Origin of the sequence: Noviherbaspirillum aridicola, assembly GCF_019656455.1 — a bacterium.
Taxonomy (GTDB): Bacteria; Pseudomonadota; Gammaproteobacteria; order Burkholderiales; family Burkholderiaceae_D; genus Noviherbaspirillum; species Noviherbaspirillum aridicola.
In genome coordinates this window covers 78360-104867 of the sequence record NZ_BPMK01000017.1, presented here as the reverse complement: position 1 = coordinate 104867, position 26508 = coordinate 78360, and the positions used below count along the sequence as shown (strand labels likewise).

Here is a 26508-nt window from a genome sequence, read left to right as displayed (position 1 = left end):
TCACGCCGCCGCCATGCAGATCGCCGTGTTCATCCATGACAAGCGCGAGGCCGCCCTCGCCTGCGACATCCTTCGCGCGCGCGGCCATGCCTGCGAGGTGCCGGGGATGCGGGAGCTGGAGCCGGCGCTGCGGGACAGCGCGCTGGCGCTGTCCGATCTGCATCAGGCGCGCCATGTGCTGCCCGCGCTGCGCAGGCTGCGCGACGATGGCGCACTGCTGCCGCTGTTGCTGGTCGCGGGGGCGGACGAGCAGGCGGGCATCGCGGCCGCGCTCGCGGACGGGGCCGATGACTTTCTGCTCACGCCGCTGCGCCGCGGCGAACTCGCGGCTCGGGTCGCGATACTGCTGGCGCGCTTTCATCCGCAGCCGCAGCAGCAGGAAGTATTCGGCGACTATGCATTCGACATCGGGCAGCGCCGGGTAACCGCTCGCGGACAGGCGGTGACGCTGACGCAGAAGGAGTTCGACCTGGCGCTGCTGTTTTTCCGTCATCTCGGACGCCCCCTGTCGCGCGCGTATTTGCAGGAAGCCATCTGGCCCGGCCAGGAAGACGCCGGGCGCAGCGTCGACACCCACGTCTCCCGGGTGCGCGGCAAGCTGGATCTGCGCCCGGCGCACGGTTTCAGGCTGGCGCCGGTGTACAGCTTCGGCTACCGGCTGGAGCGTCTCGGGGGCTGACGACGCCCCGTTTCCGTTACGGCAAGAGTGCGGCGGGACGCGACGATGCAGCGCGCGCATCGAGAACGTATTGCCGCCAGTCTCTGTCTATCGCATGGGCGGACCGTGATGCGCGGCCGGCCCGGTTTCCGTTTTCAACTTTGCCAATACCGTGGCGCCTCGTTTTGTGCCCCTGCACAACAAGGGCTAAAATAGAGGCCCCGCAAACCTGGTTCTCCGAATGCAGCTCCTCGCCGTAGGCCTCAACCACACGACCGCGCCGGTTTCCCTGCGCGAGAAAGTGGCCTTCCCCGCTGATCAGATCGGTCATGCGGTGGCGGCTGCGCGCTCGTGGTTCGGCGCGGCGGCGGCCCCCGGCTCCACCGACGAGGCGGCGATCCTGTCGACCTGCAATCGCACCGAGCTGTACGCCGCTAGCCAGATTCCCGGCGGCGTCGATGCCGCCATCGACGCCACCGCGCATTTCCTCGCGCAATATCACAAGCTGCCCTACGGCGAACTGCGCCCTTATCTCTACACCCTGCCCCAGGACAATGCGGTGCGCCATGCATTCCGCGTCGCCTCCGGTCTCGATTCCATGGTGCTGGGCGAGGCGCAGATCCTCGGGCAGATGAAGGAAGCGGTGCGCCGGGCCGAAGCGGCCGGCGGGCTCGGCACCTATCTGCACCAGATGTTCCAGCGCACCTTCGCGGTGGCCAAGGAGGTGCGCTCCACCACCGAGATCGGCGCGCACAGCGTATCGATGGCGGCGGCGGCCGTGCGGCTGTCGCAGCGCATCTTCGACACCGTGTCGGAGCAGAACGTGCTGTTCATCGGCGCCGGCGAGATGATCGAGCTGTGCGCGACGCATTTCGCGGCGCAGAATCCCAGATCGCTGACCATCGCCAACCGCACGCTCGAGCGCGGCGAAGCGCTGGCCCACCGGTTCAGCGGCCGCGCGATCCGCCTGGCGGACTTGCCCGACATGCTGTCGCAGTTCGACATCGTCGTCTCCAGCACCGCGTCGTCGCTGCCGATCATCGGCTTGGGCATGGTGGAGCGGGCCATCAAGGCACGCCGCCACAAGCCGATGTTCATGGTGGACCTGGCGGTGCCGCGCGACATCGAGTCCGAAGTCGCACGCCTCGACGATGTCTTCCTGTACACGGTCGACGACCTGGCCAGCACCGTGCAGACCGGCATCGAAAACCGGCAGGCCGCGGTGGCGCAGGCCGAAGCCATCATCGAGACCCGGGTCAAGGCCTTCATGCACTGGATGGACAGCCGCACCGTGGTGCCGCTGATCCGCGAACTGCACGACAGCAGCGAAGCGATGCGCCTGGCGGAGCTGGAGCGCGCCCGCAAGCTGCTGGCCAGGGGCGAGGACATCGACTCGGTGCTCGACGCGCTGTCGAAAGGCCTCACCGCCAAGTTCCTGCACGGTCCGCAGCAGGCGCTGCACAACGCGCAGGGCGACGACCGCGCCCGCCTGGCGCAGCTGCTGCCGCAGCTTTTCCGCACCAAGCGCTAGCTGCGCTTTCCCCGCCGGCCGCGCCGGCCGCGCCGCATGCCGTTCGGCGCCCCATTCCTACCGCAGACTCACAGGACAAGATGAAACCCTCAATGCTCGCCAAGCTCGACCAGCTCAGCGAAAGGCTGGAAGAAGTGAACAACCTGCTGATGCAGGAAGGCGTGACCGCCGACATCGAGCAGTACCGCAAGCTGACCCGCGAACATGCCGAACTCGGCCCCCTGGTCGCGCTGTACAAGGACTATGTCCAGGCCGGCCGCGATATCGAGACCGCGCAGGAAATGCTGGCCGATCCCGAGATGAAGGAGATGGCGCAGGAAGAGATCGCGGCGGCCAAAGCGCGCATCGAGCAGCTCGAGGGCGAACTGCAGAAGATGCTGCTGCCGAAGGACCCCAACGACGAGCGCAACATCTATCTCGAAATCCGCGCCGGCACCGGCGGCGACGAAGCGGCGCTGTTCGCCGGCGACCTGCTGCGCATGTACACGCGCTATGCGGAACGCAACCGCTGGCAGGTGGAGATGGTGTCGGAGTCGCCGTCGGAGATCGGCGGCTACAAGGAAGTCATCGTGCGCGTGGTCGGGCATGGCGCGTATTCGCGGCTGAAATTCGAGTCAGGCGGTCACCGCGTGCAGCGGGTGCCGGCCACTGAAACCCAGGGCCGCATCCATACCTCCGCCTGCACCGTGGCCGTGATGCCGGAGGCGGATGAGGTCGAGGATGTCGACATCAATCCGTCCGAGATCCGCATCGACACGTTCCGCGCCTCGGGCGCCGGCGGTCAGCACATCAACAAGACCGATTCGGCGGTGCGCATCACGCACATCCCGACCGGCATCGTGGTCGAATGCCAGGACGACCGCAGCCAGCACAAGAACAAGGCATCGGCGCTGAAGGTGCTGGCCGCGCGCATCAAGGACGTCCAGCTGCGCGAACAGCAGGCGAAGGAAGCCGCCACCCGCAAGTCGCTGATCGGCTCGGGCGACCGCAGCGAGCGCATCCGCACCTACAACTTCCCGCAGGGGCGCATGACCGATCACCGCATCAATCTCACCCTCTACAAGCTGGACTTCATCATGGACGGCGACCTGGACGAGCTCACCAGCGCCCTGATGGCCGAGCACCAGGCTGAACAGCTCGCCGCGCTGGCGGAAGAGGCATAATCGACAATATTGGCCGCAGGAACCTTCCTGCGGCGGCTTTGTTCAAACGGCATCCCTAGACGACACGCATGCTCATGAAGACTTCACGCCCCGTTCTGTTCGTCATCGCCCTGGTCTGCTTCGGACTGGTCGGCTATGCGCTCTATCTGCAGCATGTGAAGGAAATGCTGCCCTGCCCGCTGTGCGTGCTGCAGCGCTATGCCTTCATCGCCGTCGCCCTGATCTGCCTGGTGTTCGCGCTGCTTCCGAAAGGCGCGACCAAGACCGGCGCCCTGCTCGCCGCGCTCGGCGCCGTGACGGGGGCGGGCATCGCCGGCTGGCACAACTGGGTCAAGGCGCATCCCGCGGTATCCTGCGGCATCGACCCGCTGGAAACCTCGCTCAACCGCATCCCCACCGCCGAACTGATGCCCTTCCTGTTCAAGGCCGAGGGGCTGTGCTCGGCGGAGTACGAACCGATCCTCGGCCTGTCGATCCCGCAGTGGTCGCTGGCCTGGTTCATCCTGCTGGCGCTGCTGCTGGTCTGGGCCGCCTTCCGCCAGGCGCGATAAGCCGGACGGCCGTGTTCGACGTTCTTCCCGGCACGCCGATCGGCGAACTGCTGCGCCAGCCGCCGATCGATCCGCTGGAAGCCCGCATCCTGGTCTCGCACGCGCTCGGCCTGACCCGGGTGCAGCTGATTACCCGCGCCGACCAGCCCTGCACCGAGGACGAGGCGCTGCGCCTCGCATCGCTGTTCCGGCGCCGCATCGCCGGCGAACCGATCGCCTACCTGGTCGGCGAGCGCGAATTCTTCGGCCTGATGCTGCACACCACCCCCGATGTCCTGATCCCGCGGCCGGAAACCGAGCTGCTGGTCGAACTCGCGCTGCAATACCTGCCGCAGGGCGGCCGGGTGCTCGACCTCGGCACCGGCTCCGGCGCCATCGCCATCGCCATCGCGCACCAGCGGCCGGATGCGCAGGTCACGGCGAGCGACCGCAGCACCGCCGCCCTGCGCATCGCCGCCGCCAACGCCGCCCGTCACCATGCGCGCGTGGCCTTCATCGAAAGCGACTGGTATGCGGCCATTCCGCCGGGCGCGTTCGAACTGATCGTCTCCAATCCTCCCTACATCGTCGCCGGCGACCCCCACCTGTCGCAGGGCGACCTGCGTCACGAGCCCATCGATGCGCTGACCGACCATGGCGACGGTCTCGGCGCCTTGCGGCAGATCGTCGCCGGCGGGGCGCCCCGGCTCGCTCCCGGCGGCCGGCTGCTGATGGAGCACGGCTACGACCAGGCATCCGCGGTGCGGGCGCTGCTGCAGGCGGCCGGCTTCGCCGACGTGCAAAGCTGGCAAGACCTGGCCGGCATAGAGCGCGTGAGCGGCGGGCGTCGGATTTAGGCTGTCAAGACTGGCGCGCCGAAAGAAATTGCGTATCATCACCCGCTTGTTTTTCTTCATTCACGATTTTCATGCTGCCATCGATCGAACAACGTCTCGCCCTCGAGCTCGCCGCCAAGCCGGCCCAGGTTGCCGCCGCCATTGCCCTGCTGGACGAAGGCGCCACCGTGCCCTTCATCGCGCGCTACCGGAAAGAGGCCACCGGCGGCCTGGACGACATCCAGCTGCGGCTGCTGGAAGAGCGCCTGCGCTATCTGCGTGAACTGGAGGACCGGCGCGCCGCGATCATCGCCTCGATCGAGGAGCAGGGAAAGATGACGCCGGAGCTGCTCGACGCCATCGTCCACGCCGAGGACAAGACCCGGCTGGAAGACCTCTACCTGCCCTACAAGCCCAAGCGCCGCACCAAGGCGCAGATCGCGGCCGAAGCCGGACTGACCGAACTGGCCGACGCGCTGCTGGCGAACCCGGCCCTCAATCCGGACGAGGAAGCCGCCAAATACATCAAGCCCGCGTTCTCCACCGCCAACGGCGACAACCCGGGCGTGCCCGATGCCAAGGCCGCGCTCGACGGCGCGCGCCAGATCCTGATGGAGCGCTTCGCCGAAGACGCCACGCTGCTGCAGACGCTGCGCGAATACCTGAACGAGCACGGCGTGGTCGAATCGAAGGTGGTCGAGGGCAAGCAGGATGAAGGCGCCAAGTTCGCCGACTATTTCGACTATTCCGAGACCATCTCGACCATCCCCTCGCACCGCGCGCTGGCGCTGTTCCGCGGCCGCCGCGAGGAAATCCTCAACGTCGCGCTGCGGCTCGACAGCGAGGAAGAAAAGCCGAAGTGGGATGCGCCGCACAATCCCTGCGAGGGCCGCATCGCGGTGCGTTTCGGCATCAGCAACCAGGGCCGTCCCGCCGACAAGTGGCTGGCCGATACCGTGCGCTGGGCATGGCGCGTGAAAGTCTTCATGCACCTGGAGACGGAACTGATGACGGCGCTGCGCGAGCGCGCCGAAATCGAGGCGATCAATGTCTTCGCGCGCAATCTCAAGGACCTGCTGCTGGCCGCGCCGGCCGGCCCGCGCGCGACCATCGGCCTCGACCCCGGCCTGCGCACCGGCGTCAAGGTGGCGGTGGTGGATGCGACGGGCAAGGTGGTCGACACCACGACGATTTATCCGCACGCGCCGCGCAACGACTGGCACGGTTCCATCCACACCCTCGCCGCGCTCGCGAAGAAGCATGATGTCGCGCTGATTTCGATCGGCAACGGCACCGCTTCGCGCGAGACCGACAAGCTGGCCCAGGACCTGATCAAGCAGCATCCGGAACTCCAGCTGACCAAGATCGTGGTGTCGGAAGCCGGCGCCTCGGTCTACTCGGCATCCGAATTCGCCTCGCGCGAGCTGCCCGAGCTCGACGTCTCGCTGCGCGGCGCGGTCTCGATCGCGCGCCGCCTGCAGGATCCGCTGGCCGAACTGGTGAAGATCGACCCGAAATCCATCGGCGTCGGCCAGTACCAGCATGACGTCAGCCAGAACCAGCTCGCGCGCTCGCTGGACGCGGTGGTGGAAGACTGCGTCAACGCCGTCGGCGTCGACGTCAACACCGCCTCGGTGCCCTTGCTGGCCCGGGTTTCCGGCCTCAATGCGAGCGTCGCGCAAAGCATCGTCAATTACCGCGACATGAAGGGCATGTTTGCCTCGCGCGAAGACCTGCGTGCGGTGCCGCGTCTCGGCGACAAGACTTTCGAGCAGGCGGCGGGCTTCCTGCGCATCATGAACGGCGCCAACCCGCTCGACGCCTCCGCGGTCCACCCCGAATCCTATCCGCTGGTGCAAAAGATCCTGGCCGACATCCGGAAGAACGTGAAGGAAGTGATCGGCGACGGCCGGCTGCTCAAGTCGATCACGCCGGCCAAGTACGCGGACGACAAGTTCGGGGTGCCGACCATCAGCGACATCCTGAAGGAACTGGAAAAGCCGGGGCGCGATCCGCGGCCGGAGTTCAAGACCGCGACCTTCAAGGACGGCGTGGAAGACATCCGCGACCTGCGCCCGGACATGATCCTGGAGGGAGTGGTCACCAACGTCGCCGCCTTCGGCGCCTTCGTCGACATCGGCGTGCACCAGGACGGACTGGTCCATATTTCCGCGCTGTCCAACACCTTCGTGAAAGACCCGCATACCGTGGTCAAGGCCGGTCAGGTGGTCAAGGTCAAGGTGCTGGAAGTCGATGAAAAGCGCAAGCGCATCGCCCTGACCATGCGCCTGAACGACACGCCGGCGCCGGCGGGGGCACGCCCGGAGCAGCGCGGCGACCGCAATGATGCGCGCCGTCTGCAGCAGCATCAGCAGCGGGCCCAGCCGGCGGCGAACAATGCCATGGCCGCCGCCTTCGCCAAGCTCAAGCGCTGACCCGGCTTCGGCCCGGGACCACGGATGCCATTCCGGCATCCCTTTTTTGTTTGCGGGGGCCTGCAGAAGGGTTCTCGCGTCCGGCGTGGCGCGCGCCTTTTCCCTATAATGACGTCCTAAACCAACCTAGCCGAGGCAATGCCATGAGCGATGTACAAAACTGGATCAAAGAAACCGTTACCCAGCACCCGGTCGTGCTGTTCATGAAGGGCACCGCCCAATTCCCGCAGTGCGGCTTTTCCGGCCGTGCCATCCAGATCCTGAACGCATGCGGCGTCGAGAACATCGTCACCGTCAACGTCCTGGAAGACGCGGAAGTCCGCCAGGGCATCAAGGAATTCTCGAACTGGCCGACCATCCCCCAGCTGTATGTGAAGGGCGAATTCGTCGGCGGCTCCGACATCATGACCGAGATGTACGAGTCGGGCGAACTGCAGACGCTGCTGAAGTCCTGATCACGGCCGCGGCCCGATGCGCCTGATCGTTGCCATCACCGGCGCCACCGGCGCGATCTACGGCGTGCGCCTGCTGCAGGTCCTGCGCGAAGCGCCGGAGGTCGAGACCCACCTGCTGGTCTCCGACGCCGGCGTGCTCAATCTGCACCAGGAACTCGACATGGGCCGCAAGGAAGTCGAGGCACTGGCCGATGTCGTCCACAATGTGCGCGATGTCGGCGCCGCGATCGCCAGCGGCTCCTTCCAGTCCGAAGGCATGATCGTCGCCCCGTGCTCGATGAAGACCCTGGCCGCGATCGCCCACGGCCTCTCCGACAATCTGATCACCCGCGCAGCGGACGTGGTGCTCAAGGAGCGCCGGCGGCTGGTGCTGATGGTGCGGGAAACGCCGTTCAATCTCGCCCACCTGCGCAACATGACAGCCGTGACCGAAATGGGCGGCATCGTCTTCCCCCCGCTGCCCGCCTTCTACCACCGGCCGCAGAACATCGCCGAAATGGTCGACCATACGCTCGGTCGGGTGCTCGACCTGTACGGACTGGCCCACCATCTTGCGCCGCGCTGGCGCGGCATGGGCGAGTAGCTCAGGCGACCTTCACCCACCCGCTGCTCTTGCGGCGTTGCAGTTCTTCATAGAGTTCGAGGTACTTGCGGATGACCGCGTCGCCGCTGTGGACCCTGACCGTCTCGACGCCGGCGGCAACCATCTTCGTTCGCTCGGCGTCCGTCAGCGCCAGCATGCGCCGCAGACCGTTTGCCATTTCCGCCGGGTCGCGCACCGGCACCAGCAATGCGCTCTCGTCATCGCCGACCAGTTCCTGCGCGCCTTCATTACGTGTAGTCAGCACCGGCAGCCTGTGGGTCCAGGCTTCGAGCAGGATATTGCCGAGAGGCTCGTGACGCGACGGGCAGACGAAAACATTCGCGAGCCTGAAATACGGCACCGGGTCCGTCTGCCAGCCGGCGAAGCGCACCCTGTCGATCACGCCCAGCTTTTTCGCGAGCGTTTCATAGCGTTCGCGCTCGGTGCCGTCGCCGACGAGCAGCAAGCGCAGCGGCCGGCCGTCGTGGTCGGGAGGCAGCGTCGCAAACGCTTCGATCAGATCCTGGAAACCTTTCTTCTCGATCATCCTGCCGAGCGCGAAGACAACGACGGCGTCATCCGGCAGTTGCAAGGCAGCGCGCAGCGAGGCGAGCTCGTCGGCGGAAACGTTCCGCGGCTGCGGCACGAAATTCCCGATGTGGAATATACGCTCGGCCGGCAAGCCTTGCTTGATCAGGTAGTCGCAGATGTCGCGGGTATTTCCCACCCAGGCCTCGGCATGGTCATAGTTGCCCGGGATGGTGTAGTAGCCGCCGAGCCGGGCGACATGAACCGCCGTGCTGCCCGCGGGCATCCTGGTCAGTCGGGTCGCCCGGCTCATGTAGGTCTGCACCACCGCCGGCTGCTCGGCCTTGATGAGGCGGCCGAGCTGCCACCGGGTCCAGTAATCCCACTTCGAGGCAAAGGGCAGGTGAACCTGCCTGACCGCCGGCGACAGCAGCTTCGCGATCGGACCGCCTTTCCGGGAGACCGCGATGGTTTCATGGCCGGCCTGCGCGAGTGCGTCGACGAACCGGATGAAGAAGCTCTCCGCACCGCCGAGTTCGGCGCTGCCGATGATGTGTATGGTCTTAATTTTGCTGCTCCGCTTTGTGCGACGAAGCACTATTCTAGCGACATGCGGGAGAATTGCTGCACGGAGGGAAGCGGGCCGGTTACCACAACCGATCGCTGAAAAGAAAAACTCGCTGCCTGGGCAGCGAGTTCTGGAATGGTGGTGCCGGCTGCAGGACTCGAACCCGCCACCTGATGATTACAAATCAACTGCTCTACCTGATGAGCTAAGCCGGCAAAACTTGAAGCTTCGTATTGTACTTTATTTGATGCGGGTAAGTGTCGGGCGGCCACCCTTCTTCGGCGGTTCGCCGCCGTCGTCGGGTCCGGGCTTGTCCTTGTCCGCGCCCTCCGCCTCCGCGCTCGGGACGGCGGACAGCGCCGGCGCCCTGGCACCCTCGTCGGCTGCGTCGGATGCTTCCTCCGCCTGAATTGGGGTGGCCTCGAAGGCCATGCCCTGGCCGTTCTCGCGCGCGTAGATCGCCACCACGTTCGACACCGGAATCGAAATCTCCCGCGACACGCCGCCGAAGCGCGCGTTGAAGTCGATGTAGTCGTTGCCCAGCTTCAGGCCGCTGGTGGCGGTGAAGCTGATGTTGAGCACGATTTCGCCATTCTTGACGAATTCGCGCGGGACCCGGGTATGTGCATCGACCGCCGCCGCGATATACGGCGTGTAGCCATTGTCGGTGCACCATTCGTAAATGGCGCGCAACAGATATGGCTTGGTAGAGATTTCCGACATGTTGGCCTGCCCTGTTGTGGCGCCGCGGCGGACCGCGGCGTTCTGGTTTGCCGGATCAGCGGCGCATGACCTTTTCAGAAGGCGTCAGCGCTTCGATGTACGCCGGGCGCGAGAAGATGCGCTCGGCATACTTCATCAGAGGCGCAGCCGTCTTCGATAGTTCGATGCCGTAATGGTCGAGGCGCCAGAGCAAGGGCGCAATCGCCACGTCGAGCATGGAGAACTCGTCGCCGAGCATGTACTTGTTCTTGAGGAACAGCGGTGCCAGCTGGGTCAGGCGGTCGCGGATCTCCGCGCGGGCCTTGTCATGGACCTTTTCCGCGCCCTTGCTCTTGTCGTTCTCGAGCGTGTGGACGTGGACAAACAGTTCCTTTTCGAAATTGAACAGCATCAGGCGCGCGCGCGCGCGCATCAGCGGGTCGGCCGGCATCAGTTGAGGATGCGGGAAACGCTCGTCGATGTACTCGTTGATGATGTTGGACTCGTACAGGATCAGGTCGCGCTCGACCAGGATGGGTACCTGGCCATAGGGGTTCATGACCGAGATGTCTTCCGGCTTGTTGAACAGGTCGACGTCGCGAATCTCGAAGTCCATGCCTTTTTCAAACAGGACCAGTCGGCAGCGCTGGGAAAATGGGCAGGTCGTGCCCGAATAGAGAACCATCATGTCGCAGTTCCTTAGAAACAAAGGGGTGAGACCTTGCGGCTCACCCCGAAACAAACGCCCGTCGGCCTCGCTCGGCTGACGGGACACAAACTTACTTGATGTCCTTCCAGTACGACGCGTTCAGGCGCCATGCCAGCACCATGAATACGCCGAGGAACAGCAGCACGATAACGCCGAGACGCACGCGTGCGTTCTGTGCCGGCTCACCCATCCACTGGAGGTAAGCCACCAGATCGGCGGTCGCGTTGTCGTAGTCGATGCTGGACAGGTGACCGGGTTTCACCTGCTCAAAGCCGACGAACTTGTGCACCGTCTTCGAGGCGTCGTGAGGATCTTTTTCCTCCGCAAATTTGGCCGCGCGCACACCCTGCAGTTCCCACAACACGTGCGGCATGCCGACGTTCGGGAAGACCAGGTTGTTCCAGCCGGTCGGGCGGGTATCGTCCTTGTAGAAGGTGCGCAGGTAGGTGTACAGCCAGTCCGCACCCGATCCCGCGCCGGATGCCTTGGCGCGCGCGATCACCGACAGGTCCGGCGGCACGGCGCCGAACCAGTCCTTCGCATCCTTGGCGGTCATGGAGATCGTCATCAGGTCGCCGACCTTGTCCGACGTGAAGAGCAGGTTGTTGCGGATCTGGTCTTCCGTCAGCCCGATGTCGCGCAGGCGGTTGTAGCGCATGGCGGACGCCGAGTGGCAGTTCAGGCAGTAGTTGACGAACAGCTTGGCGCCGTTCTGCAGCGCCGGCAGGTCACGCGTACGGTCCGGCGCCCTGTCGAGCGGGAAAGTGGCTTCGGCAGCCAGCGCCATGATCGGCGCCAGGGCCAGGACCGCAATCAGTTTTTTCAGCAATTTCATCTTGTTCTATCCCTTGCGGCTTAGTGCGGCTTGAACGTGACACGGTCGGGCACGGGCTTGAATTTGCCCATGGTGCTCCACCACGGCATCAGCAGGAAGAAGCCGAAGTAGATGAAGGTGCAGATCTGGGCGACGATCGTGCGGCCCGGGGTCGGGGGCAGGATGCCGAGATAGCCGAGCACCAGGAAGGCGATGCCGAAGACCAGGTAGATGTAGCCGTGCCAGGTCGGACGATAGCGGAGCGACTTCGCCGGCGAGTGGTCGAGCCATGGCAGCGCGGCCAGGATCAGCACCGACACGCCCATCAGCACCACGCCCCAGAACTTGGCGTCGAAGATGAACATTGCGATCAGCAGCACCGCGCCGGCGATCACGATGCCGATCTTGACGGCGCCTGCCAGGCGGGTCTTCAGGACGACCAGTGCGACGTAGGCGATGACGCCGACTTCGAGCGCGTACATGAACTGCGACGTGGTTGCGCGCAGGATCGAGTAGAACGGCGTGAAATACCAGACCGGCGCGATGTGCGGCGGCGTCTTCAGCGGGTCGGCCGGGATGAAGTTGTTGTACTCCAGGAAGTAGCCGCCCATTTCCGGCGCGAAGAACACCACGGCCGAGAACACGATCAGGAAGATCGAGACGCCGAAGATGTCGTGCACCGAGTAGTACGGGTGGAACGGGATGCCGTCGAGCGGCACGCCGTTGGCGTCCTTGTTCTTCTTGATCTCGATGCCGTCCGGGTTGTTGGAACCGACTTCATGCAGCGCGACGATGTGCGCCAGCACCAGGCCGATCAGGATCAGCGGGATGGCGATCACATGGAACGAGAAGAAGCGGTTCAGGGTCGCGTCGGAGACCACGTAGTCGCCGCGGATCCACAGCGACAGGTCCGGACCGATGAACGGGATCGCGCCGAACAGGTTGACGATCACCTGCGCGCCCCAGAAGGACATCTGGCCCCACGGGAGCAGGTAGCCGAAGAATGCCTCGGCCATCAGCGCCAGGAAGATGCCCACGCCGAACAGCCACAGCAGTTCGCGCGGCTTGCGGTAGGAACCGTACAGCAGCGCCTTGGTCATGTGCAGGTAGACCACGATGAAGAAGGCCGAGGCGCCGGTCGAGTGCATGTAGCGCACCAGCCAGCCCCAGGGCACGTCGCGCATGATGTACTCGACCGAGGCGAACGCCAGGTTGGCGTCCGGCTTGTAGTGCATGACCAGGAAGATGCCGGTGACGATCTGGATCACCAGCACCAGCAGCGCCAGCGAGCCGAAGATGTACCACCAGTTGAAGTTCTTGGGCGCGTAGTACTCGGAGACGTGCGCCTTCCAGGTGGAGGACAGCGGGAAGCGCTCATCGACCCACTGCAGCGCGCGACCGGAAAGCGGCACCGGCGTGCCGTGCGGTTTGTGTTGTGTCGGTTGTCCCATTTATTACGCCTCGCCTTTCTCGTCTTTGCCAATGACCAGCTTGGTGTCCCCTTCGAACATGTACGGCGGAACCTGGAGGTTGTCGGGCGCAGGGACGTTCTTGAACACGCGGCCGGCCAGGTCGAAAGTGGAGCCGTGGCACGGGCAGAGGAAGCCGCCGGCCCAGTCGTCGGGCAGGGAAGGCTGGGGACCGGACTGCAGCTTGGTCGTCGGCGAGCAGCCGAGGTGGGAGCAGATACCGACCGCGACGAGGATGTCGGGCTTGCGGGAACGGTACTGGTTGCGGGCGTATTCCGGGGTCAGTTCGGTCGGATTGCGCTCGGAGTTGGGATCGGCGACCAGGTTATCGGTCTTCTTCAGCGATTCGACCATTTCGGGCGAACGCTTCAGGATCCATACCGGCTTGCCGCGCCATTCGACGGTCCGCATTTCGCCCGGCTGGAGACCGGCGATATCCACTTCGACCGGCGCGCCGGCGGCCTTTGCCCGCTCCGACGGCTGGAAGGTGGACACAAAGGCCCCCGCAGTGGCCAAACCAGCCACACCGCCCGCCGCTGCAGTGGCGACGAGCAAGCCGCGTCGACCGGAATCGACCTGCTTTTCGTTACTCATACCGACCCCATATCTAAGAAAAACCTGAATAAAACTTCTAGCAACCTTAGATTATAGCGGACGGCGTTTCCGAATTAAAGCGAATACAAGATGTGCCAGGGCAATTGAAGGGAACTTTTCACCGCCCCGCCACGCCGCTCCCCGGCTTTTCTGTGACAATCCGGCAAGAGTCGGCGGCATCGGCCGCCGGCTTGCTTTTCAGTCATCGTATTCGGGGAGGAAGAACATGGGAATGCTGTCGGAATTCAGGTCGTTCGCGATCAAGGGCAATGTCATCGACCTGGCGGTAGGCGTCATCATCGGCGGCGCATTCGGCAAGATCGTGGATTCGCTGGTGCACGACGTGATCATGCCGCTGGTCGGCAAGCTGGTCGGCGGACTGGATTTCAGCAACTACTACCTGCCGCTCAACGGCCAGAGCGCCGAGCTGACGCTGGCCGAGGCCAAGAAAGCGGGCGCGGTGCTGGCCTATGGCAGCTTTGCGACGATCCTGCTGAATTTCGTGATCCTGGCTTTCGTGATCTTCCAGATGGTCAGGGCGATCAACAAGGCCAGGCGCAACCCGGCGCCGGAGAAGACCGAGCCGGCGCCGCCGCCGGAAGACACGCTGCTGCTGCGCGAGATCCGCGACGCGCTCAGAAAACAGTAGAGGCCGCCGTCACTTCTGGCCGCGGGCCTGTTCGAATTGCAGCAGGCCGCGCTTGTGCGCCTCGAACACGGCCTCGCCGCGGGAGTGGACCGACAGCTTGCCGTAGATGTTCTTGATGTGGGTCTGGACGGTGCCGACCGAGACGGCCAGCAGGCGGGCCACCTCGCCGTAGCTCTGGCCCTTGGCGATCAGGTCGAGAATGACGGTTTCGCGCTTGGTCAGCCGGGTTGACGCGGCCTCCTCCGCCTGCGGCACCGGCGCCGGCTCGGGAGCGGCGTTGCCGCGAATCCTGGTCAGCACCATGCGGGCGATGGCGGGGCTCATCGGCGCGCCGCCCTGCCGCAGGTCGAGAATCGCGCGCACCAGGTCGGGGCCGACCGCATTCTTGAGCACGTAACCGCTGGCGCCGGCCTCGATGCATGAGAGAACGCTGGCCTCGTCGCTGTCGGCGCTGACGACCATGATGTCGGCGGCCGGCCAGTTCGCCGCGCAGGCGCGGATCACATCGAGGCCGCTGCCGTCGGGCAGGCCGAGGTCGACCAGCAGCACATCCGGCCCGCGCTCCTTGAGCCAGGCGACCGCGGCGCCGACATTGTCGAGCGCGTCGAGCAGGCGCAGTTCGGGCGACGACTCCACCGCGAGGCAGTGCGACTTGCGGGTCACCGCTTCGTCTTCGACGATCAGGACGCCGACCGGCGGGCGCTTTGCTTCCTCCAGCATGATGATTCCCTAGTTTCTTATCTTCAATATGATAGGGGATTCGGTCTACTTCTGGTTCAATTCTTTTACACTGGATTGGCAATGTCGATAAACCGGTGAGCGATGCCAAAGCGCTCGGCGAGGTGCTCGCCGAGCGCCTGCACGCCGTAGCGCTCGGTGGCGTGATGGCCGCAGGCGAGGTAGGGGACGTGGCTCTCGCGCGACAGGTGGACGGTCGGCTCGGAGATTTCGCCGCTCAGGTAGATGTCGGCGCCGGCGGCGATCGCGGCGTCGAGCATGCTGTGTGCGGCGCCGGTGCACCAGGCGACGCGGCGCACCGGCCGCTCCGGATCGCCGATCAGCATCGGCGCACGGCCGAGCCGCTCTTCGACCAGCCGGGCAAATCCGCCCGCCGTCTGCGGCCCGCCCGGCTGCGCGGCGCCGAGCCAGCCGATATCGTTTTCACCGAAACGCCCGTCGGGTTGCAGCCCGAGCCGCGCGGCCAGCTGCACGTTGTTGCCGAACTCGGGATGCGAGTCCAGCGGCAGGTGATAGGCGAACAGGTTGATGTCGCGCGCCAGCAGCAGGCGCAGCCGCTTGTGCTTGGGGCCGACCACCCGCGCGTCCTCGCCGCGCCAGAAGTAGCCGTGATGGACCAGGATGGCGTCGGCGCCGGCCTCGGCGGCCGCTTCGAGCAGCGCGAGGCTGGCGGTCACGCCGCTGATGACCGTTCGGATTTCGGACCTGCCTTCGACCTGCAGGCCGTTTGGGCAATAGTCGCGAAACCGGTTAATATCGAGCGTTTGCTCAAGGTATTTTGCAAATTCTTCCCTGCTGACTGATCCACTCATCTTCAACCCTTTATGCGACGTCTCTGGTTGTTGTTCGCGCAAACCGTCACCGTCGGTCTTGCGCTTTGGTTCATTGTAGCCAGCCTCAAGCCGCAGTGGGCCGGGGCATTGGTGGGCGCCGCACGCCAGAGCGGCCAGGTAACCACCACCGAAGTGCCGGTGCTGCAGGCCACGCCCTCCTCCGGCGCCCAGGCGTCCTACCGGGAGGCGGCCCAGCGCGCGATGCCGGCGGTGGTCAACATCTATACCACCAAGGGTTCGCGCCAGCCCAAATCGCCGTTCATGGACGACCCGCTGTTCCGCCGCTTCTTCGGCGACCAGCAGGATGACCAGCAGTTCAGCCTGGGCTCCGGCGTGGTCGTCAGCCCGCAGGGTTATGTGCTGACCAACAACCACGTGATCGAAACCGCGGACGAGATCGAAGTCGCCCTCGCCGACGGCCGCAAGGCCGACGGCAAGGTGGTCGGCACCGATCCCGAGACCGACCTCGCCGTCATCAAGATCAATCTCGACAACCTGCCCTCGATCACGCTCGGCAACGCGGACCAGGCCAAGGTCGGCGACGTGGTGCTTGCCATCGGCAATCCGTTCGGCGTCGGCCAGACCGTCACCATGGGCATCGTCTCGGCGCTCGGCCGCAGCCATCTCGGCATCAACACCTTCGAGAACTTCATCCAGACCGATGCCGCGATCAATCCGGGCAATTCCGGCGGCGCGCTGATCGACGTGCACGGCAATCTGCTCGGCATCAATACCGCGATCTACTCCCGCAGCGGCGGCTCGCTCGGCATCGGCTTCGCCATCCCGGTGAGTACCGTCAAGGACGTGATGGAATCCATCATCGCCACCGGGCAGAAGGTGCGCGGCTGGATCGGCGTGGAACCGCAGGACATCACGCCGGAACTGGCGGAAAGCTTTGGCCTGTCGCGCAAATCGGGCGCGATCATCGCAGGCGTGCTGAAGAACGGCCCGGCGGACAAGGCCGGCATCCGGCCCGGCGACATCCTGCTGCAGGTGGAAGGCAAGCCGGTGACCGACACCACCGCGATGCTCAACCTGATCGCCCAGCTCACGCCGGGCAGCAAGGCAAGGCTGACGGTGTTGCGCAGGAACCAGGAGTCGACGATCGACGTGGTGGTCGGCAAGCGGCCCAAGCCGCGGCGCGAAGAACGGGAGTAATCGATGCATACCCGCGACCTGATCCAGTTCCTGTCCGAACTCTCGGAGAACAACAACCGCGCCTGGTTTGTGATGAACAAGCCGCGCTATGACATTCTGCGGGCGGAGTTTCTGGAACTGGTGACGGCGCTGATTCCGCAGATCGTGAAGTTCGATCCGGCAGTGGCGGGCTGCAATCCGAAAAAGGCACTGTTCCGCATCAATCGCGACATGCGCTTCTCGCGCGACAAGAGCCCCTACAAGACCACGTTCTCGGCCGCGATCACCGCCAGCGGCCTGAAGAAGCCCAGCCAGGGCGGCGGGCCGGCCTATTACTTCCATGTCGATGCCGAGGGCAAGCTGCTGGTGGCGGGCGGCGAATACATGCCGCCGCCGGACAGGCTGCGCGCGATCCGGCAGCACGTGGTCGCCGATGCCGACGGCTTTTCGAAGATGCTGAAGAACAGGAAGCTGAAGGAGACCTACGGCGACCTGCAGCAGGAAGGCAAGCTGGCGCGGCCGCCCAAGGGATTCGACGCCGATGCGCCGCACATCGAATACCTGAAGCTGAAGAGCTTCATCGTCTGGAAGGAAACCGCGATCGGCAAGCGGGTGCCGGCGGATCTCGGCAAGGAACTCGCGGCCGGCTTCAGGGATGCCTATCCGCTGGTGGCCTGGCTGCGCCAGGCCGCTTAGGTTCAGGCGGCTTCTTCCGGTGCCCGGGTGGCGCGCACGAACATCGGCGCCAGCAGGATGCCCAGTTCATAGAGCAGGCAGAGCGGCACCGCCAGCAGCAGCTGACTCATCACATCCGGCGGCGTGATCACTGCCGCGATCACGAACGCGCCGACGATCACGTACGGGCGGATCTGCTTGAGCTTCTCGACCGTCATCAGGCCCATGCGCACCAGCACGATCACCACCACCGGCACTTCGAAGGTCACGCCGAAGGCGATGAACAGGGTCATGACGAAGCTGAAATAGCTTTCGATGTCCGGTGCCACCGCGATCGACTTCGGCGCGAATTCATTGATGAACTTGAAGATCACGCCGAACACGAAGAAATAGCAGAAGGCGATGCCGACCAGGAACAGCACCGAGGAGGAAATCACCAGCGGCATGACGAGCTTCTTCTCGTGCGTGTACAGGCCGGGCGCGATGAAGGCCCAGGCCTGGTACAGCACCACCGGCAGGGCGACCAGGAAGGCCACCAGCAGCGTCACTTTCACCGGAATCAGGAAGGGCGTGATGACGCCGGTGGCGATCATGCGGCTGCCTTCGGGCAGGGCCAGCATCATCGGCGCGGCCAGCAGGTCGTAGATGGCGCCGGCCCAGGGCATCAGGCACAGGAATACGACAATGACGGCGATCGAAGCGCGCACCACCCGGGTACGCAGCTCGACCAGATGCGAGATGAAGGTATCCCCCTCGCCCGGCGTTTTTTGATCTTCGGTCATCAATGGAAGGAGACGGTGGATTTGCGCGCGCCGGCTGGCCGGTAGCGGGCCACCCGCGCCGCGCCGGAAATGACGCGGGTGCGGCGGCCGTGCTGCTTCTTGTACCAGGCGGGAATGGCGGAGGTGCGCGCGAGCCGCTTCTTGCGGAAATCCTTGGCCTTGACCGCGACCGGGTCGGGCGCGCTGTATTCCTGCCCGGGCTCGAGCAGCGGGTTGCTCAGCGCGTCGCGCATGTCGCCCTCGAGGCCCGCCAGTTCCTGGGCGACGGATTGCTCGACATCGCTGGCGGCTTCCTGCACGTCGGTGCGCATCTTGCGCAGCTCTTCGAGCTCGATCTCGCGGCTGACCTCGGACTTGACGTCATTGATGTAGCGCTGCGCGCGGCCGATCAGCGTACCGGCCATGCGCGCCACCTTGGGCAGGCGCTCCGGGCCGATCACGACCAGCGCGACGACGCCAATCAGTGCAAGTTTGTCAAGACCGAGATCTATCATGGGCTATGAAATGGGGGCGAGGCAGCCGCGCCTGCGCGCGCTGCCCGGTGTCCCGAAAGGGATATCAGGAGCTCTTCTTTTCCTTGGCGTCGACGTCGATGGTCGACTTTTCCTGGGCGGTTTTTTCTTCCTCGCCCTTGACGCCATCCTTGAAGCCCTTGACCGCCTTGCCGAGGTCGGAGCCGACGTTGCCGAGCTTCTTGGTGCCGAAGATCAGCATGACAACCACCAGCACGATCAGCCAGTGCCAGATGCTAAAAGAACCCATTGCTTTCTCCTGTGAGGGGCGCTGCCGCCCCGAAATCAAAATGCTTGCGCGTCTTCAGCGCTGGCCGCGCCAGGGACGCGGACCGCCGATCACGTGCAGGTGAAGATGGTACACCTCCTGTCCGCCATCGGGTCCGGTATTGAAGAGCGTCTTGAAACCGCCGCTGCCGGTGCCGCCGTCGCCGTCGGGCTGATAGCCGCATCCGTGCTCCTGCGCCAGCTTCGGCGCGAGGAGCATCATTCTACCCAACAACGCTTCATCGCTGCGATCACAATCTGCCAAGGTCGGGATATGTTTTTTCGGGACGATCAGCAAATGCACGGGAGCCGCGGGATTGATGTCGTGAAAGGCAATCAGCTCCTCGTCTTCATAGGCCGTCTTGGACGGAATCTGCCTGGATGCGATCTTGCAGAAAATGCAGTCGGTCATGTCGTCTCCCGGTTGCGTTGGTCGGTTGTCTGGATGTCAGGGCCGGTGTCAGCCGCGGCTGGCCTTCTCTTCGATGCCTGAGATGCCCTCTCGGCGGGCGAGTTCGTCCAGCACGTCCTGCGGCTTGAGGTCGAAATGCGCGAGCATGACCATCGAATGGAACCAGAGATCGGCGCATTCGTAGAGCAGCTTGGACTTGTCGCCGCCGGCGCGCACGTCCTTGGCGGCGAGCACGGTTTCGGTGGCTTCCTCGCCGATCTTTTTCAGGATGGCGTCGTCGCCCTTCTGGAACAGGCGCGCCACGTAGGACTTGTCCGGGTCGCCGCCGTTGGCGAGCTTGCGGGATTCGATCACCGCGGACAGGCGTTTGAGGGTTTCGCTCATGATGTCTGGAGGGCCGGTCCTGCGCCCGTGCGGGAGTTAGCTTGCTTACTTGTAGATGCTGTGCGGGTCCTTGAGCACCGGCTCGACGGATTGCCAGCCGTCCGCCTCGAGCTTCTGGAAGAAGCAGGAATGGCGGCCGGTGTGGCAGGCGATGGCACCGGCCTGCTCGACCTTGAGCAGCACCACGTCCTCGTCGCAGTCGAGACGGATCTCGTGCACTTTCTGGGTATGGCCGGATTCCTCGCCCTTGTGCCACAGCTTGCGGCGCGAACGGCTCCAGTACACGGCCTCGCCCAGTTCGACGGTGCGCGCGAGCGCCTCGCGGTTCATCCAGGCGAACATCAGCACGTCGTTGGTGCCGGCTTCCTGGGCGATCACCGGCACCAGGCCGTTTTCATCCCAGCGGATCTTGTCGAGCCAGTCGGGATTCATGCCTGCCTCACGGCGATGCCCTGGCGGGCCATGAAGGCCTTGGCTTCGCCCACGGTGTGCTCGCCGTAGTGGAAGATGCTGGCGGCGAGCACCGCGTCGGCGCGGCCGCGGGTCACGCCGTCGGCCAGGTCCTGCAGGCCGCCCACGCCGCCGGAAGCGATCACGGGGATGTTGACCGCATCCGATACGGCGCGCGTCAGGTCGAGGTCGAAGCCGCTCCTGGTGCCGTCGCGGTCCATGCTGGTCAGCAGCAGCTCGCCCACGCCCCGGCTTTCCATGTTGCGGGCCCACTCGATGACGTCCAGCCCGGTCGGCTTGCGGCCGCCGTGGGTGAAGACTTCCCACTTGCCTTCGCCGGTGCGCTTGGCGTCGATGGCGACCACGATGCACTGCGAACCGTACTTGTGGGCCGCGTCCTGCACCATCTGCGGATTGGCCACCGCGGCGCTGTTGATGCTGATCTTGTCGGCGCCGGCATTGAGCAGGCGGCGCACGTCGTCGACGGTGCGCACGCCGCCGCCGACGGTGAGCGGAATGAAGACCTGGGAGGCGACGTCCTCGATGATGTGCAGGATCAGGTCGCGGTCGTCGGAGGTGGCGGTGATGTCGAGGAAGGTGAGTTCGTCGGCGCCCTGCTCGTCATAGCGGCGCGCGATCTCGACCGGGTCGCCGGCATCGCGCAGCTCGACGAAATTGACGCCCTTGACGACGCGGCCGGCGGTCACGTCGAGGCAAGGGATGATGCGTTTTGCAAGGGTCATGCTTACTCTTCTTCGGCCTGTTCGAGGCCGCTCAGTTCGTCGGCCCGCTTCTGCGCGGCGCCCAGGTCGAGCGTGCCTTCGTAGATGGAGCGGCCGCAGATCACGCCTTCGATGCCCTCGTCCTGCACCGCGCACAGGGCTTCCACATCCTTGATGTTGTGCACGCCGCCGGAGGCGATGACGGGAATGGTCATGCTCTGCGCGAGCTTGACGGTGGCGTCGATGTTGACGCCGCCCATCATGCCGTCGCGGCCGATGTCGGTGTAGACGATGGCTTCGCAGCCGTAGTCTTCGAATTTTTTGGCGAGGTCGATCACTTCGTGGCCGGACAGCTTGCTCCAGCCGTCGGTGGCGACCTTGCCGTCCTTGGCGTCGAGGCCGACGATGATCTGGCCCGGGAAGGCGCTGCAGGCATCGTGCAGGAAGCCGGGGTTCTTGACCGCGGCGGTGCCGATGATGATGTAGGACAGGCCGTCGTCGAGGAAGCGCTCGATGGTGTCGAGATCGCGGATGCCGCCGCCGAGCTGAATCGGGATTTCCTCGGTGCCGTTCTCCGCGGCGAAGTCGCGCACGGCCTTGATGATGGCCTTGACCGCGGGCTCGTTCTTCGGCTTGCCGGCGAAGGCGCCGTTGAGGTCGACCAGGTGCAGCCGGCGCGCGCCCTGGGCCAGCCAGTGGCGCGCCATCTGGCCGGGATCGTCGGAGAAAACGGTAGCTTGGTCCATGTCGCCCTGTTTCAGGCGTACGCAATGACCGTCCTTGAGGTCGATGGCAGGTATCAGCAGCATGGCTACGGTTGGGTCGAGTGAGTGAGGTTTGACTTCTTCTTCAATGGCTTGCGACTACGGATTCCAGTGTACGAAATTCCTGTACAGCTGCAGACCGGCAGCTGCGCTTTTTTCCGGGTGAAACTGGGTAGCGAAGATATTGTCCCTGGCGACCGCGCACGTAAACGGGGCACCGTAGGTCGTTTCGCCCGCCGTGAATTCCGGCGAGGCGGGCACTGCGTAATAACTGTGCACGAAATAGAAGTAGCTGTCATCAGGTATGTCGGCCCACATCGGATGATCCAGGGTCTGGCGGACCCGGTTCCAGCCCATCTGCGGCACCTTGAAGCGGGAGCCGTCCTCCTGCAGCATGCCATCGAGCTGGAAGCGCACCACCTTCCCGGGGATCAGGCCGATGCCGGGCGTGTCGCCTTCCTCGCTCCAGTCGAACAGTAACTGCTCACCGACGCATACGCCGAGCAGCGGCTTGCTGCGGGTCGATTCGATGACGGCCTCCTGCAGGCCGGACTCGCGCAGGCTGCGCATGCAGTCGGGCATGGCGCCCTGCCCCGGCAGCACCAGGCGGTCGGCGGCGCGGATGTCCTCCAGCGCACCGGAAATGCGCACGTCGGCCTCCGGCGCGACATGTCGCAAGGCCTGTGCCACCGAGCGCAGGTTGCCCATGCCGTAATCCACTACAACGATCTTGTTCATGTCTGAAATCGCAATGCCGCCCGCGGCGGCGTTACAGGCTGCCCTTGGTCGAGGGGATGGTGCCCGCCGCGCGCGGGTCGAGTTCGGCCGCCATGCGCAGCGCGCGGCCGAAGGCCTTGAACACGGTTTCGCACTGGTGGTGCGCGTTGTCCCCACGCAGATTATCGATGTGAAGTGTGACCTGCGCGTGATTGACGAAGCCCTGGAAGAACTCGCGTGTGAGGTCGACATCGAAGCCGCCGATCATGGCGCGGGTGAACGGCACGTTGAAATGCAGCCCCGGGCGGCCGGAGAAATCGACCACCACCCGCGACAGCGCCTCGTCGAGCGGCACGTAGGCGTGGCCGTAGCGGCGCACCCCCTTCTTGTCGCCGAGCGCCCTGGCGAACGCCTGGCCTAGCGTGATGCCGGTGTCTTCCACGGTGTGGTGGGCGTCGATATGCAGATCGCCCCTGGCCTCGATGTCGAGGTCGATCAGCCCGTGGCGGGCGATCTGGTCGAGCATGTGGTCGAGGAAGGGGACGCCGGTGTTCAGCTTCTGCTGGCCGGTGCCGTCGAGGTTGAGCAGGACGCGGATCTGCGTCTCGTTGGTATTGCGTGTGACCTCTGCAACGCGTGGCGTGGACATGTTAAGCGGGTGCGGTTGATGTTGATGCGAGCGATGCCTGGAAGGCATCGAGGAAAATCCGGTTCTCTTCAGGGGTGCTGACGGTCACCCGCAGGCAGTTTTCGAGCAATGCGTGCATTTTACCGACATTTTTCACCAAAACCTTCCGCGCCAGCAGCGCGGAGTAGACGGTGTCGGCATTCGCCGCCGCGGATTTGATGCGGACCAGCAAGAAATTCGCGGCCGAGGGGAAGACTTCCACGCCCGGCAGCGCGGCGAGCGCCTGCGCCAGCAGTGCGCGCTGCTCCCTCAGCTGCGCGGCCTGCGCGTCCAGCACCGGGACGTGCTCGAGCATGAATTCGGCGGCCGCCTGGGTCAGGACATTGATGTTGTAGGGCGGACGGACTTTTTCGAACTCCGCCAGCAGCGCCTCGGACGCCGACATGTAGCCGAGCCGGATGCCGGCCAGGCCGAGCTTGGACACGGTGCGCATCACCACCAGATTGGGGAACGCGGGCAGGCGGGACATGAAGCTGGCCTGGGCGAAGGGCTGATAGGCCTCGTCCGCCACCACCACGCCGCTGTCGCCGACGGCGCGGATGATGTCTTCCATGTCGGCCGCGTCGAACAGGTTGCCGGTGGGGTTGTTCGGATAGGCGAGATAGGTGATGGCCGGGCGGTGTTCGGCGATCGCCGCCAGCATCGCCGGCTTGTCGAGGCTGAAGTCGGGCCTGAGCGGCACGCCGACGAATTCCAGGCCGGCGAAGCGGGCCGACATCGAATACATGACGAAGCCCGGCAACGGCGCCAGCACCTTCGCGCCGGGGCGGGCGCAGGCGACCGACAGCATGCTGATCAGCTCGTCGGAGCCGTTGCCCAGCGTGAGTCCGTAGCCGGCCGGCACGCCGAACGCGGCCGACAGCCTGGCCTTGAGCGCGGCATAGGACGGCACCGGATAGCGGTTCATCGCGACGTCGGCCAGGCGGCGGCCGAGTTCCGCCCGCAGGTCCTGCGGCAGCTCGTAGGGATTTTCCATCGCATCGAGCTTGATGAAGCCTTCCGATTCGGGCACGTGATAGGCGGCGAGCGCGCGGATTTCGGGGCGGATGATGTTTTCGATGAGTGACATGGCGTTTTTCAGGCCGCTTCCGGCTTGTCCAGGCCGGCGAGGCGGTTATCTATGAGTGCACAGTAGTCGGGATTCAGTTCGAAGCCCACGTAATTCCGGCCGCAGCGGCGGGCGGCGACCGCGGTGGTGCCGCTGCCCATGAAGGGATCGAGCACCACGCCGCCCGGCGGACAGGAGGCTTTCACCATCCGCTCCACCACCTCGAGCGGCTTCTGGGTCGGATGGTCGGCACGCTCGCGGTGCTCCCGGTGCAGGCGCGACACGCTCCAGACATCCTTCGGGTTGTAGCCGATCTCCAGCCACTTGGCGCCGACGAAGATGGAGCGCGAGCGCGCCTTCTTGGTCTCGGCGTCATAGGGGATGCGCACCGCGTCGAGATCGAAATAATAATCCCGGGCGCGGGCGAAAAAGCCGATCGTGTCGTGCACCGATGAAAAGCGGCGCGTGCTGCCGCCCATCGAGGGCACGCGGCGGTCCCAGATGATCTCGTTGATCATCGTCATGCGCTGCTTGAGCATGACGAAAATCTCCGGCGAATAGCGCCAGGTCAGGAAGATGTACAGGCTGCCGTTGGACTTGAGCTTGGGCAGCGCCGCATCGACCCACTGCCGCGTCCATTCCAGGTAGGCGCCGGCGTCGAGCTTGTCGGAGTCGTTGCCGTAATCCTTGCCGAGCCCGTAGGGCGGATCGGCGATCAGCAGGTCGACGCTGGCGTCGGGAATGCGCGCCAGCCCCTGAAGTGCGTCCTCGCACCAGATGCGGTTGAGCCAGGCGCCCATTCAGCGCCGCCCGCCCGCGGACCGCGTCAGGCTCATTTGAGTCGGTACTCCGCGCTGCCGGCGTGCGCCTGCAGGCCTTCGCCATAGGCGAGCTCGGCCGCCACCTTGCCGAGGGTGCGGGCGCCCGCTTCGCTCACGTGGATGATGGACGAGCGCTTCTGGAAATCGTAGACGCCCAGCGGCGAGGAAAAACGCGCGGTGCGCGAGGTCGGCAGCACGTGGTTGGGTCCGGCGCAGTAATCGCCGAGCGACTCGGACGAGAAGCGGCCGAGGAACATCGCGCCCGCGTGGCGGATCTTGTCCGCCCATTGCTGCGGCTGCTCGGCGGAGATTTCGAGGTGCTCGGCGGCGATCAGGTTGGCGATCTCGCAGGCCTCGTCCATGTCGCGCACCTTGACCATCGCGCCGCGGTTGGTCAGCGAGGTACGGATCACGTCCCTGCGCGGCATGCCATCGAGCTGGCGGTTGATGCTGGCTTCCACCTTGTCGATGTAGGCGGCGTCGGGGCATACCAGGATGGACTGCGCGAGTTCGTCATGCTCGGCCTGGGAGAACAGATCCATCGCCACCCAGTCGGGATCGGTGGTGCCGTCGCACAGCACCAGGATTTCCGACGGGCCGGCGATCATGTCGATGCCGACGATGCCGAACACGCGGCGCTTGGCGGCGGCGACATAGGCATTGCCGGGACCGACGATCTTGTCCACCTGGGGGATGGTGGCGGTGCCGTAGGCGAGCGCGCCGACGGCCTGCGCGCCGCCGATCGTGAACACGCGGTCGACACCCGCCAGCGCGGCGGCCGCCAGCACCAGTTCGTTCTTCACGCCGGCCGGCGTGGGCACCACCATGATCACTTCCTGCACGCCGGCGACCTTGGCCGGGATGGCGTTCATCAGCACCGAGGACGGATAGGCGGCCTTGCCGCCGGGGACGTAGATGCCGACGCGGTCCAGCGGCGTGACCTTCTGTCCGAGCACGGTGCCGTCGGCTTCGGTGTAGGTGAAGCCGTCGCCGCCGGTCTCCTGCTTCTGCCTCTGGTGGTAGTCGCGCACGCGATCGGCGGCGATCTGCAGCGCTTCGCGGCGCTGCGGCGCGAGGCCGGCCAGCGCCGCCTGCAGTTCCTCGCGGCCGATCTCCAGGGCCGCCACCGCCTGCGCTTCGAGCTTGTCGAAACGGTTGGTGTACTCGAGCACGGCAGCGTCGCCGCGGGCCTTGACGTCGGCGAGGATGGTCGCCGCGGCGCGGTCGATGGCTTCATCCTCGCCCGCTTCGAAGGCGAGGACGGCGGAGAGTTGTTCCCGGAAGCCGGGGGTGCTGGAGTCGAGTTTGCGGATCTGGACGGGCATGGCGGTCAG

General features: G+C 65.2%; 32 protein-coding genes and 1 tRNA gene. 11 read left to right on the top strand and 22 right to left on the bottom strand.

Translation table 11 applies throughout. From position 1 onward, the window contains the following. Positions 1 to 13 precede the first annotated feature (13 nt). The 8 genes from NCCP691_RS17830 to NCCP691_RS17795 all read left to right on the top strand — a co-directional run bounded on the left by NCCP691_RS17830 (position 14) and on the right by NCCP691_RS17795 (position 8191). The gene (locus tag NCCP691_RS17830) at positions 14 to 679 is read left to right on the top strand and encodes a response regulator transcription factor (protein ID WP_220809914.1); all 666 of its coding nucleotides are present in this window, start codon (positions 14 to 16) and stop codon (positions 677 to 679) included. 220 nt (positions 680 to 899) lie between these two features. Then, on the top strand, positions 900 to 2189 hold the full coding sequence (hemA, locus tag NCCP691_RS17825; RefSeq protein ID WP_220809913.1) for a glutamyl-tRNA reductase: 1290 nt from the start codon (positions 900 to 902) through the stop codon (positions 2187 to 2189). 80 nt (positions 2190 to 2269) lie between these two features. Continuing rightward, complete coding sequence (gene prfA / locus NCCP691_RS17820) at positions 2270 to 3352, top strand: peptide chain release factor 1 (protein WP_220809912.1); 1083 nt, start codon at positions 2270 to 2272, stop codon at positions 3350 to 3352. Positions 3353 to 3426: 74 nt separating this feature from the next. Continuing rightward, the gene (locus NCCP691_RS17815; RefSeq protein ID WP_220809911.1) at positions 3427 to 3903 is read left to right on the top strand and encodes a disulfide bond formation protein B; all 477 of its coding nucleotides are present in this window, start codon (positions 3427 to 3429) and stop codon (positions 3901 to 3903) included. 11 nt (positions 3904 to 3914) lie between these two features. Further along, the gene (gene prmC, locus NCCP691_RS17810) at positions 3915 to 4739 is read left to right on the top strand and encodes a peptide chain release factor N(5)-glutamine methyltransferase (protein ID WP_220809910.1); all 825 of its coding nucleotides are present in this window, start codon (positions 3915 to 3917) and stop codon (positions 4737 to 4739) included. A 71-nt stretch (positions 4740 to 4810) separates the two neighbouring features. Further along, positions 4811 to 7153 carry a Tex family protein gene (locus tag NCCP691_RS17805; RefSeq protein ID WP_220809909.1) on the top strand — a complete coding sequence of 781 codons (2343 nt, stop codon included), beginning with the start codon at positions 4811 to 4813 and terminating at the stop codon, positions 7151 to 7153. 143 nt (positions 7154 to 7296) lie between these two features. Next, positions 7297 to 7608 carry a Grx4 family monothiol glutaredoxin gene (gene grxD / locus NCCP691_RS17800; RefSeq protein WP_220809908.1) on the top strand — a complete coding sequence of 104 codons (312 nt, stop codon included), beginning with the start codon at positions 7297 to 7299 and terminating at the stop codon, positions 7606 to 7608. 16 nt (positions 7609 to 7624) lie between these two features. Beyond that, the gene (locus tag NCCP691_RS17795) at positions 7625 to 8191 is read left to right on the top strand and encodes a UbiX family flavin prenyltransferase (protein ID WP_220809907.1); all 567 of its coding nucleotides are present in this window, start codon (positions 7625 to 7627) and stop codon (positions 8189 to 8191) included. Position 8192: 1 nt separating this feature from the next. Here NCCP691_RS17795 and NCCP691_RS17790 read toward each other — a convergent pair whose 3' ends face one another. The 7 genes from NCCP691_RS17790 to petA form a co-directional block, all read right to left on the bottom strand. Next, entirely contained in the window at positions 8193 to 9317 is a 1125-nt protein-coding gene (locus NCCP691_RS17790) for a glycosyltransferase (RefSeq protein WP_220809906.1), read from the bottom strand. Between the two features lie 109 nt (positions 9318 to 9426). After that, a tRNA-Thr gene (locus NCCP691_RS17785) sits at positions 9427 to 9502 on the bottom strand. Between the two features lie 25 nt (positions 9503 to 9527). Next, positions 9528 to 10010, bottom strand: coding sequence for a ClpXP protease specificity-enhancing factor (locus NCCP691_RS17780; RefSeq protein WP_220809905.1), 483 nt, complete (start codon positions 10008 to 10010; stop codon positions 9528 to 9530). A 55-nt stretch (positions 10011 to 10065) separates the two neighbouring features. Continuing rightward, complete coding sequence (locus tag NCCP691_RS17775; RefSeq protein WP_220809904.1) at positions 10066 to 10677, bottom strand: glutathione S-transferase N-terminal domain-containing protein; 612 nt, start codon at positions 10675 to 10677, stop codon at positions 10066 to 10068. 91 nt (positions 10678 to 10768) lie between these two features. Beyond that, positions 10769 to 11533, bottom strand: coding sequence for a cytochrome c1 (locus NCCP691_RS17770; protein ID WP_220809903.1), 765 nt, complete (start codon positions 11531 to 11533; stop codon positions 10769 to 10771). A 20-nt stretch (positions 11534 to 11553) separates the two neighbouring features. After that, a complete protein-coding gene (locus NCCP691_RS17765; protein ID WP_220809902.1) occupies positions 11554 to 12963 on the bottom strand; it encodes a cytochrome b in 1410 nt (469 codons plus the stop codon). Positions 12964 to 12966: 3 nt separating this feature from the next. Further along, positions 12967 to 13575, bottom strand: coding sequence for a ubiquinol-cytochrome c reductase iron-sulfur subunit (gene petA / locus NCCP691_RS17760; RefSeq protein ID WP_220809901.1), 609 nt, complete (start codon positions 13573 to 13575; stop codon positions 12967 to 12969). A gap of 226 nt (positions 13576 to 13801) precedes the next feature. Between petA and mscL the strand changes: the two genes are divergently transcribed. Continuing rightward, entirely contained in the window at positions 13802 to 14224 is a 423-nt protein-coding gene (mscL, locus tag NCCP691_RS17755) for a large conductance mechanosensitive channel protein MscL (protein ID WP_220809900.1), read from the top strand. A gap of 9 nt (positions 14225 to 14233) precedes the next feature. On the opposite strand, the gene NCCP691_RS17750 is transcribed toward mscL, so the two are convergent. Continuing rightward, a complete protein-coding gene (locus NCCP691_RS17750; protein ID WP_220809899.1) occupies positions 14234 to 14944 on the bottom strand; it encodes a response regulator in 711 nt (236 codons plus the stop codon). Positions 14945 to 15009: 65 nt separating this feature from the next. After that, entirely contained in the window at positions 15010 to 15774 is a 765-nt protein-coding gene (locus tag NCCP691_RS17745) for a Nif3-like dinuclear metal center hexameric protein (RefSeq protein ID WP_220809898.1), read from the bottom strand. A gap of 12 nt (positions 15775 to 15786) precedes the next feature. On the opposite strand from NCCP691_RS17745, the gene NCCP691_RS17740 reads away from it, so the two are divergent. Continuing rightward, positions 15787 to 16953: a Do family serine endopeptidase gene (locus tag NCCP691_RS17740; RefSeq protein ID WP_220809897.1), complete on the top strand. Its 1167-nt coding sequence runs from the start codon at positions 15787 to 15789 to the stop codon at positions 16951 to 16953. A gap of 3 nt (positions 16954 to 16956) precedes the next feature. Next, the gene (locus NCCP691_RS17735) at positions 16957 to 17628 is read left to right on the top strand and encodes a DUF2461 domain-containing protein (protein ID WP_220809896.1); all 672 of its coding nucleotides are present in this window, start codon (positions 16957 to 16959) and stop codon (positions 17626 to 17628) included. Positions 17629 to 17630: 2 nt separating this feature from the next. On the opposite strand, the gene tatC is transcribed toward NCCP691_RS17735, so the two are convergent. From tatC to hisD, 13 genes are all read right to left on the bottom strand, one after another. Continuing rightward, a complete protein-coding gene (gene tatC, locus NCCP691_RS17730) occupies positions 17631 to 18389 on the bottom strand; it encodes a twin-arginine translocase subunit TatC (protein ID WP_220809895.1) in 759 nt (252 codons plus the stop codon). Beyond that, positions 18389 to 18883: a Sec-independent protein translocase protein TatB gene (gene tatB, locus NCCP691_RS17725; protein ID WP_220809894.1), complete on the bottom strand. Its 495-nt coding sequence runs from the start codon at positions 18881 to 18883 to the stop codon at positions 18389 to 18391. The genes tatC and tatB overlap by 1 nt, the downstream gene beginning before the upstream one ends. Before the next feature lie 64 nt (positions 18884 to 18947). Then, positions 18948 to 19151: a Sec-independent protein translocase subunit TatA gene (gene tatA, locus NCCP691_RS17720; RefSeq protein WP_220809893.1), complete on the bottom strand. Its 204-nt coding sequence runs from the start codon at positions 19149 to 19151 to the stop codon at positions 18948 to 18950. 54 nt (positions 19152 to 19205) lie between these two features. Continuing rightward, positions 19206 to 19580 carry a histidine triad nucleotide-binding protein gene (locus tag NCCP691_RS17715; protein WP_220809892.1) on the bottom strand — a complete coding sequence of 125 codons (375 nt, stop codon included), beginning with the start codon at positions 19578 to 19580 and terminating at the stop codon, positions 19206 to 19208. Positions 19581 to 19628: 48 nt separating this feature from the next. Next, on the bottom strand, positions 19629 to 19964 hold the full coding sequence (locus NCCP691_RS17710; RefSeq protein WP_220809891.1) for a phosphoribosyl-ATP diphosphatase: 336 nt from the start codon (positions 19962 to 19964) through the stop codon (positions 19629 to 19631). A gap of 45 nt (positions 19965 to 20009) precedes the next feature. Then, positions 20010 to 20396, bottom strand: a complete 387-nt coding sequence (gene hisI / locus NCCP691_RS17705; RefSeq protein WP_220809890.1) for a phosphoribosyl-AMP cyclohydrolase — start codon at positions 20394 to 20396, stop codon at positions 20010 to 20012. Then, the gene (hisF, locus tag NCCP691_RS17700) at positions 20393 to 21157 is read right to left on the bottom strand and encodes an imidazole glycerol phosphate synthase subunit HisF (RefSeq protein WP_220809889.1); all 765 of its coding nucleotides are present in this window, start codon (positions 21155 to 21157) and stop codon (positions 20393 to 20395) included. Before hisF ends, hisI begins: the two co-directional genes overlap by 4 nt. A 2-nt stretch (positions 21158 to 21159) precedes the next feature. After that, positions 21160 to 21945, bottom strand: a complete 786-nt coding sequence (gene hisA / locus NCCP691_RS17695; RefSeq protein ID WP_220809888.1) for a 1-(5-phosphoribosyl)-5-[(5-phosphoribosylamino)methylideneamino]imidazole-4-carboxamide isomerase — start codon at positions 21943 to 21945, stop codon at positions 21160 to 21162. Between the two features lie 54 nt (positions 21946 to 21999). Then, positions 22000 to 22638, bottom strand: a complete 639-nt coding sequence (gene hisH, locus NCCP691_RS17690) for an imidazole glycerol phosphate synthase subunit HisH (protein WP_220809887.1) — start codon at positions 22636 to 22638, stop codon at positions 22000 to 22002. Positions 22639 to 22669: 31 nt separating this feature from the next. Further along, positions 22670 to 23266 (bottom strand): imidazoleglycerol-phosphate dehydratase HisB, encoded by a 597-nt coding sequence (hisB, locus tag NCCP691_RS17685; protein ID WP_220809886.1) that lies wholly within the window; start codon positions 23264 to 23266, stop codon positions 22670 to 22672. A 1-nt stretch (position 23267) separates the two neighbouring features. Beyond that, positions 23268 to 24374: a histidinol-phosphate transaminase gene (gene hisC, locus NCCP691_RS17680; protein WP_220809885.1), complete on the bottom strand. Its 1107-nt coding sequence runs from the start codon at positions 24372 to 24374 to the stop codon at positions 23268 to 23270. Between the two features lie 8 nt (positions 24375 to 24382). Then, positions 24383 to 25153 carry a DNA-methyltransferase gene (locus NCCP691_RS17675; protein ID WP_220809884.1) on the bottom strand — a complete coding sequence of 257 codons (771 nt, stop codon included), beginning with the start codon at positions 25151 to 25153 and terminating at the stop codon, positions 24383 to 24385. 32 nt (positions 25154 to 25185) lie between these two features. Next, a complete protein-coding gene (gene hisD / locus NCCP691_RS17670) occupies positions 25186 to 26499 on the bottom strand; it encodes a histidinol dehydrogenase (RefSeq protein ID WP_220809883.1) in 1314 nt (437 codons plus the stop codon). Positions 26500 to 26508 lie beyond the last annotated feature (9 nt).

Excerpts from the sequence above, each read along its gene's own strand:
- tatC (WP_220809895.1), bottom strand. The coding sequence starts at position 18,389 with ATGACCGAAGATCAAAAAACGCCGGGCGAGGGGGATACCTTCATCTCG.
- hisD (WP_220809883.1), bottom strand. The coding sequence starts at position 26,499 with ATGCCCGTCCAGATCCGCAAACTCGACTCCAGCACCCCCGGCTTCCGG.
- hisA (WP_220809888.1), bottom strand. The coding sequence starts at position 21,945 with ATGCTGCTGATACCTGCCATCGACCTCAAGGACGGTCATTGCGTACGC.
- NCCP691_RS17750 (WP_220809899.1), bottom strand. The coding sequence starts at position 14,944 with ATGCTGGAGGAAGCAAAGCGCCCGCCGGTCGGCGTCCTGATCGTCGAA.
- hisF (WP_220809889.1), bottom strand. The coding sequence starts at position 21,157 with ATGACCCTTGCAAAACGCATCATCCCTTGCCTCGACGTGACCGCCGGC.
- NCCP691_RS17830 (WP_220809914.1), top strand. The coding sequence starts at position 14 with ATGCAGATCGCCGTGTTCATCCATGACAAGCGCGAGGCCGCCCTCGCC.
- mscL (WP_220809900.1), top strand. The coding sequence starts at position 13,802 with ATGGGAATGCTGTCGGAATTCAGGTCGTTCGCGATCAAGGGCAATGTC.
- NCCP691_RS17815 (WP_220809911.1), top strand. The coding sequence starts at position 3,427 with ATGAAGACTTCACGCCCCGTTCTGTTCGTCATCGCCCTGGTCTGCTTC.
- NCCP691_RS17775 (WP_220809904.1), bottom strand. The coding sequence starts at position 10,677 with ATGATGGTTCTCTATTCGGGCACGACCTGCCCATTTTCCCAGCGCTGC.
- petA (WP_220809901.1), bottom strand. The coding sequence starts at position 13,575 with ATGAGTAACGAAAAGCAGGTCGATTCCGGTCGACGCGGCTTGCTCGTC.
- NCCP691_RS17735 (WP_220809896.1), top strand. The coding sequence starts at position 16,957 with ATGCATACCCGCGACCTGATCCAGTTCCTGTCCGAACTCTCGGAGAAC.
- NCCP691_RS17805 (WP_220809909.1), top strand. The coding sequence starts at position 4,811 with ATGCTGCCATCGATCGAACAACGTCTCGCCCTCGAGCTCGCCGCCAAG.
- hemA (WP_220809913.1), top strand. The coding sequence starts at position 900 with ATGCAGCTCCTCGCCGTAGGCCTCAACCACACGACCGCGCCGGTTTCC.
- NCCP691_RS17675 (WP_220809884.1), bottom strand. The coding sequence starts at position 25,153 with ATGGGCGCCTGGCTCAACCGCATCTGGTGCGAGGACGCACTTCAGGGG.
- NCCP691_RS17715 (WP_220809892.1), bottom strand. The coding sequence starts at position 19,580 with ATGACCGACTGCATTTTCTGCAAGATCGCATCCAGGCAGATTCCGTCC.
- NCCP691_RS17780 (WP_220809905.1), bottom strand. The coding sequence starts at position 10,010 with ATGTCGGAAATCTCTACCAAGCCATATCTGTTGCGCGCCATTTACGAA.
- tatB (WP_220809894.1), bottom strand. The coding sequence starts at position 18,883 with ATGATAGATCTCGGTCTTGACAAACTTGCACTGATTGGCGTCGTCGCG.
- NCCP691_RS17740 (WP_220809897.1), top strand. The coding sequence starts at position 15,787 with ATGCGACGTCTCTGGTTGTTGTTCGCGCAAACCGTCACCGTCGGTCTT.
- NCCP691_RS17745 (WP_220809898.1), bottom strand. The coding sequence starts at position 15,774 with ATGAGTGGATCAGTCAGCAGGGAAGAATTTGCAAAATACCTTGAGCAA.
- hisB (WP_220809886.1), bottom strand. The coding sequence starts at position 23,266 with ATGTCCACGCCACGCGTTGCAGAGGTCACACGCAATACCAACGAGACG.
- hisC (WP_220809885.1), bottom strand. The coding sequence starts at position 24,374 with ATGTCACTCATCGAAAACATCATCCGCCCCGAAATCCGCGCGCTCGCC.
- hisI (WP_220809890.1), bottom strand. The coding sequence starts at position 20,396 with ATGAATCCCGACTGGCTCGACAAGATCCGCTGGGATGAAAACGGCCTG.
- hisH (WP_220809887.1), bottom strand. The coding sequence starts at position 22,638 with ATGAACAAGATCGTTGTAGTGGATTACGGCATGGGCAACCTGCGCTCG.
- tatA (WP_220809893.1), bottom strand. The coding sequence starts at position 19,151 with ATGGGTTCTTTTAGCATCTGGCACTGGCTGATCGTGCTGGTGGTTGTC.
- grxD (WP_220809908.1), top strand. The coding sequence starts at position 7,297 with ATGAGCGATGTACAAAACTGGATCAAAGAAACCGTTACCCAGCACCCG.
- NCCP691_RS17795 (WP_220809907.1), top strand. The coding sequence starts at position 7,625 with ATGCGCCTGATCGTTGCCATCACCGGCGCCACCGGCGCGATCTACGGC.
- NCCP691_RS17770 (WP_220809903.1), bottom strand. The coding sequence starts at position 11,533 with ATGAAATTGCTGAAAAAACTGATTGCGGTCCTGGCCCTGGCGCCGATC.
- NCCP691_RS17710 (WP_220809891.1), bottom strand. The coding sequence starts at position 19,964 with ATGAGCGAAACCCTCAAACGCCTGTCCGCGGTGATCGAATCCCGCAAG.
- NCCP691_RS17765 (WP_220809902.1), bottom strand. The coding sequence starts at position 12,963 with ATGGGACAACCGACACAACACAAACCGCACGGCACGCCGGTGCCGCTT.
- prfA (WP_220809912.1), top strand. The coding sequence starts at position 2,270 with ATGAAACCCTCAATGCTCGCCAAGCTCGACCAGCTCAGCGAAAGGCTG.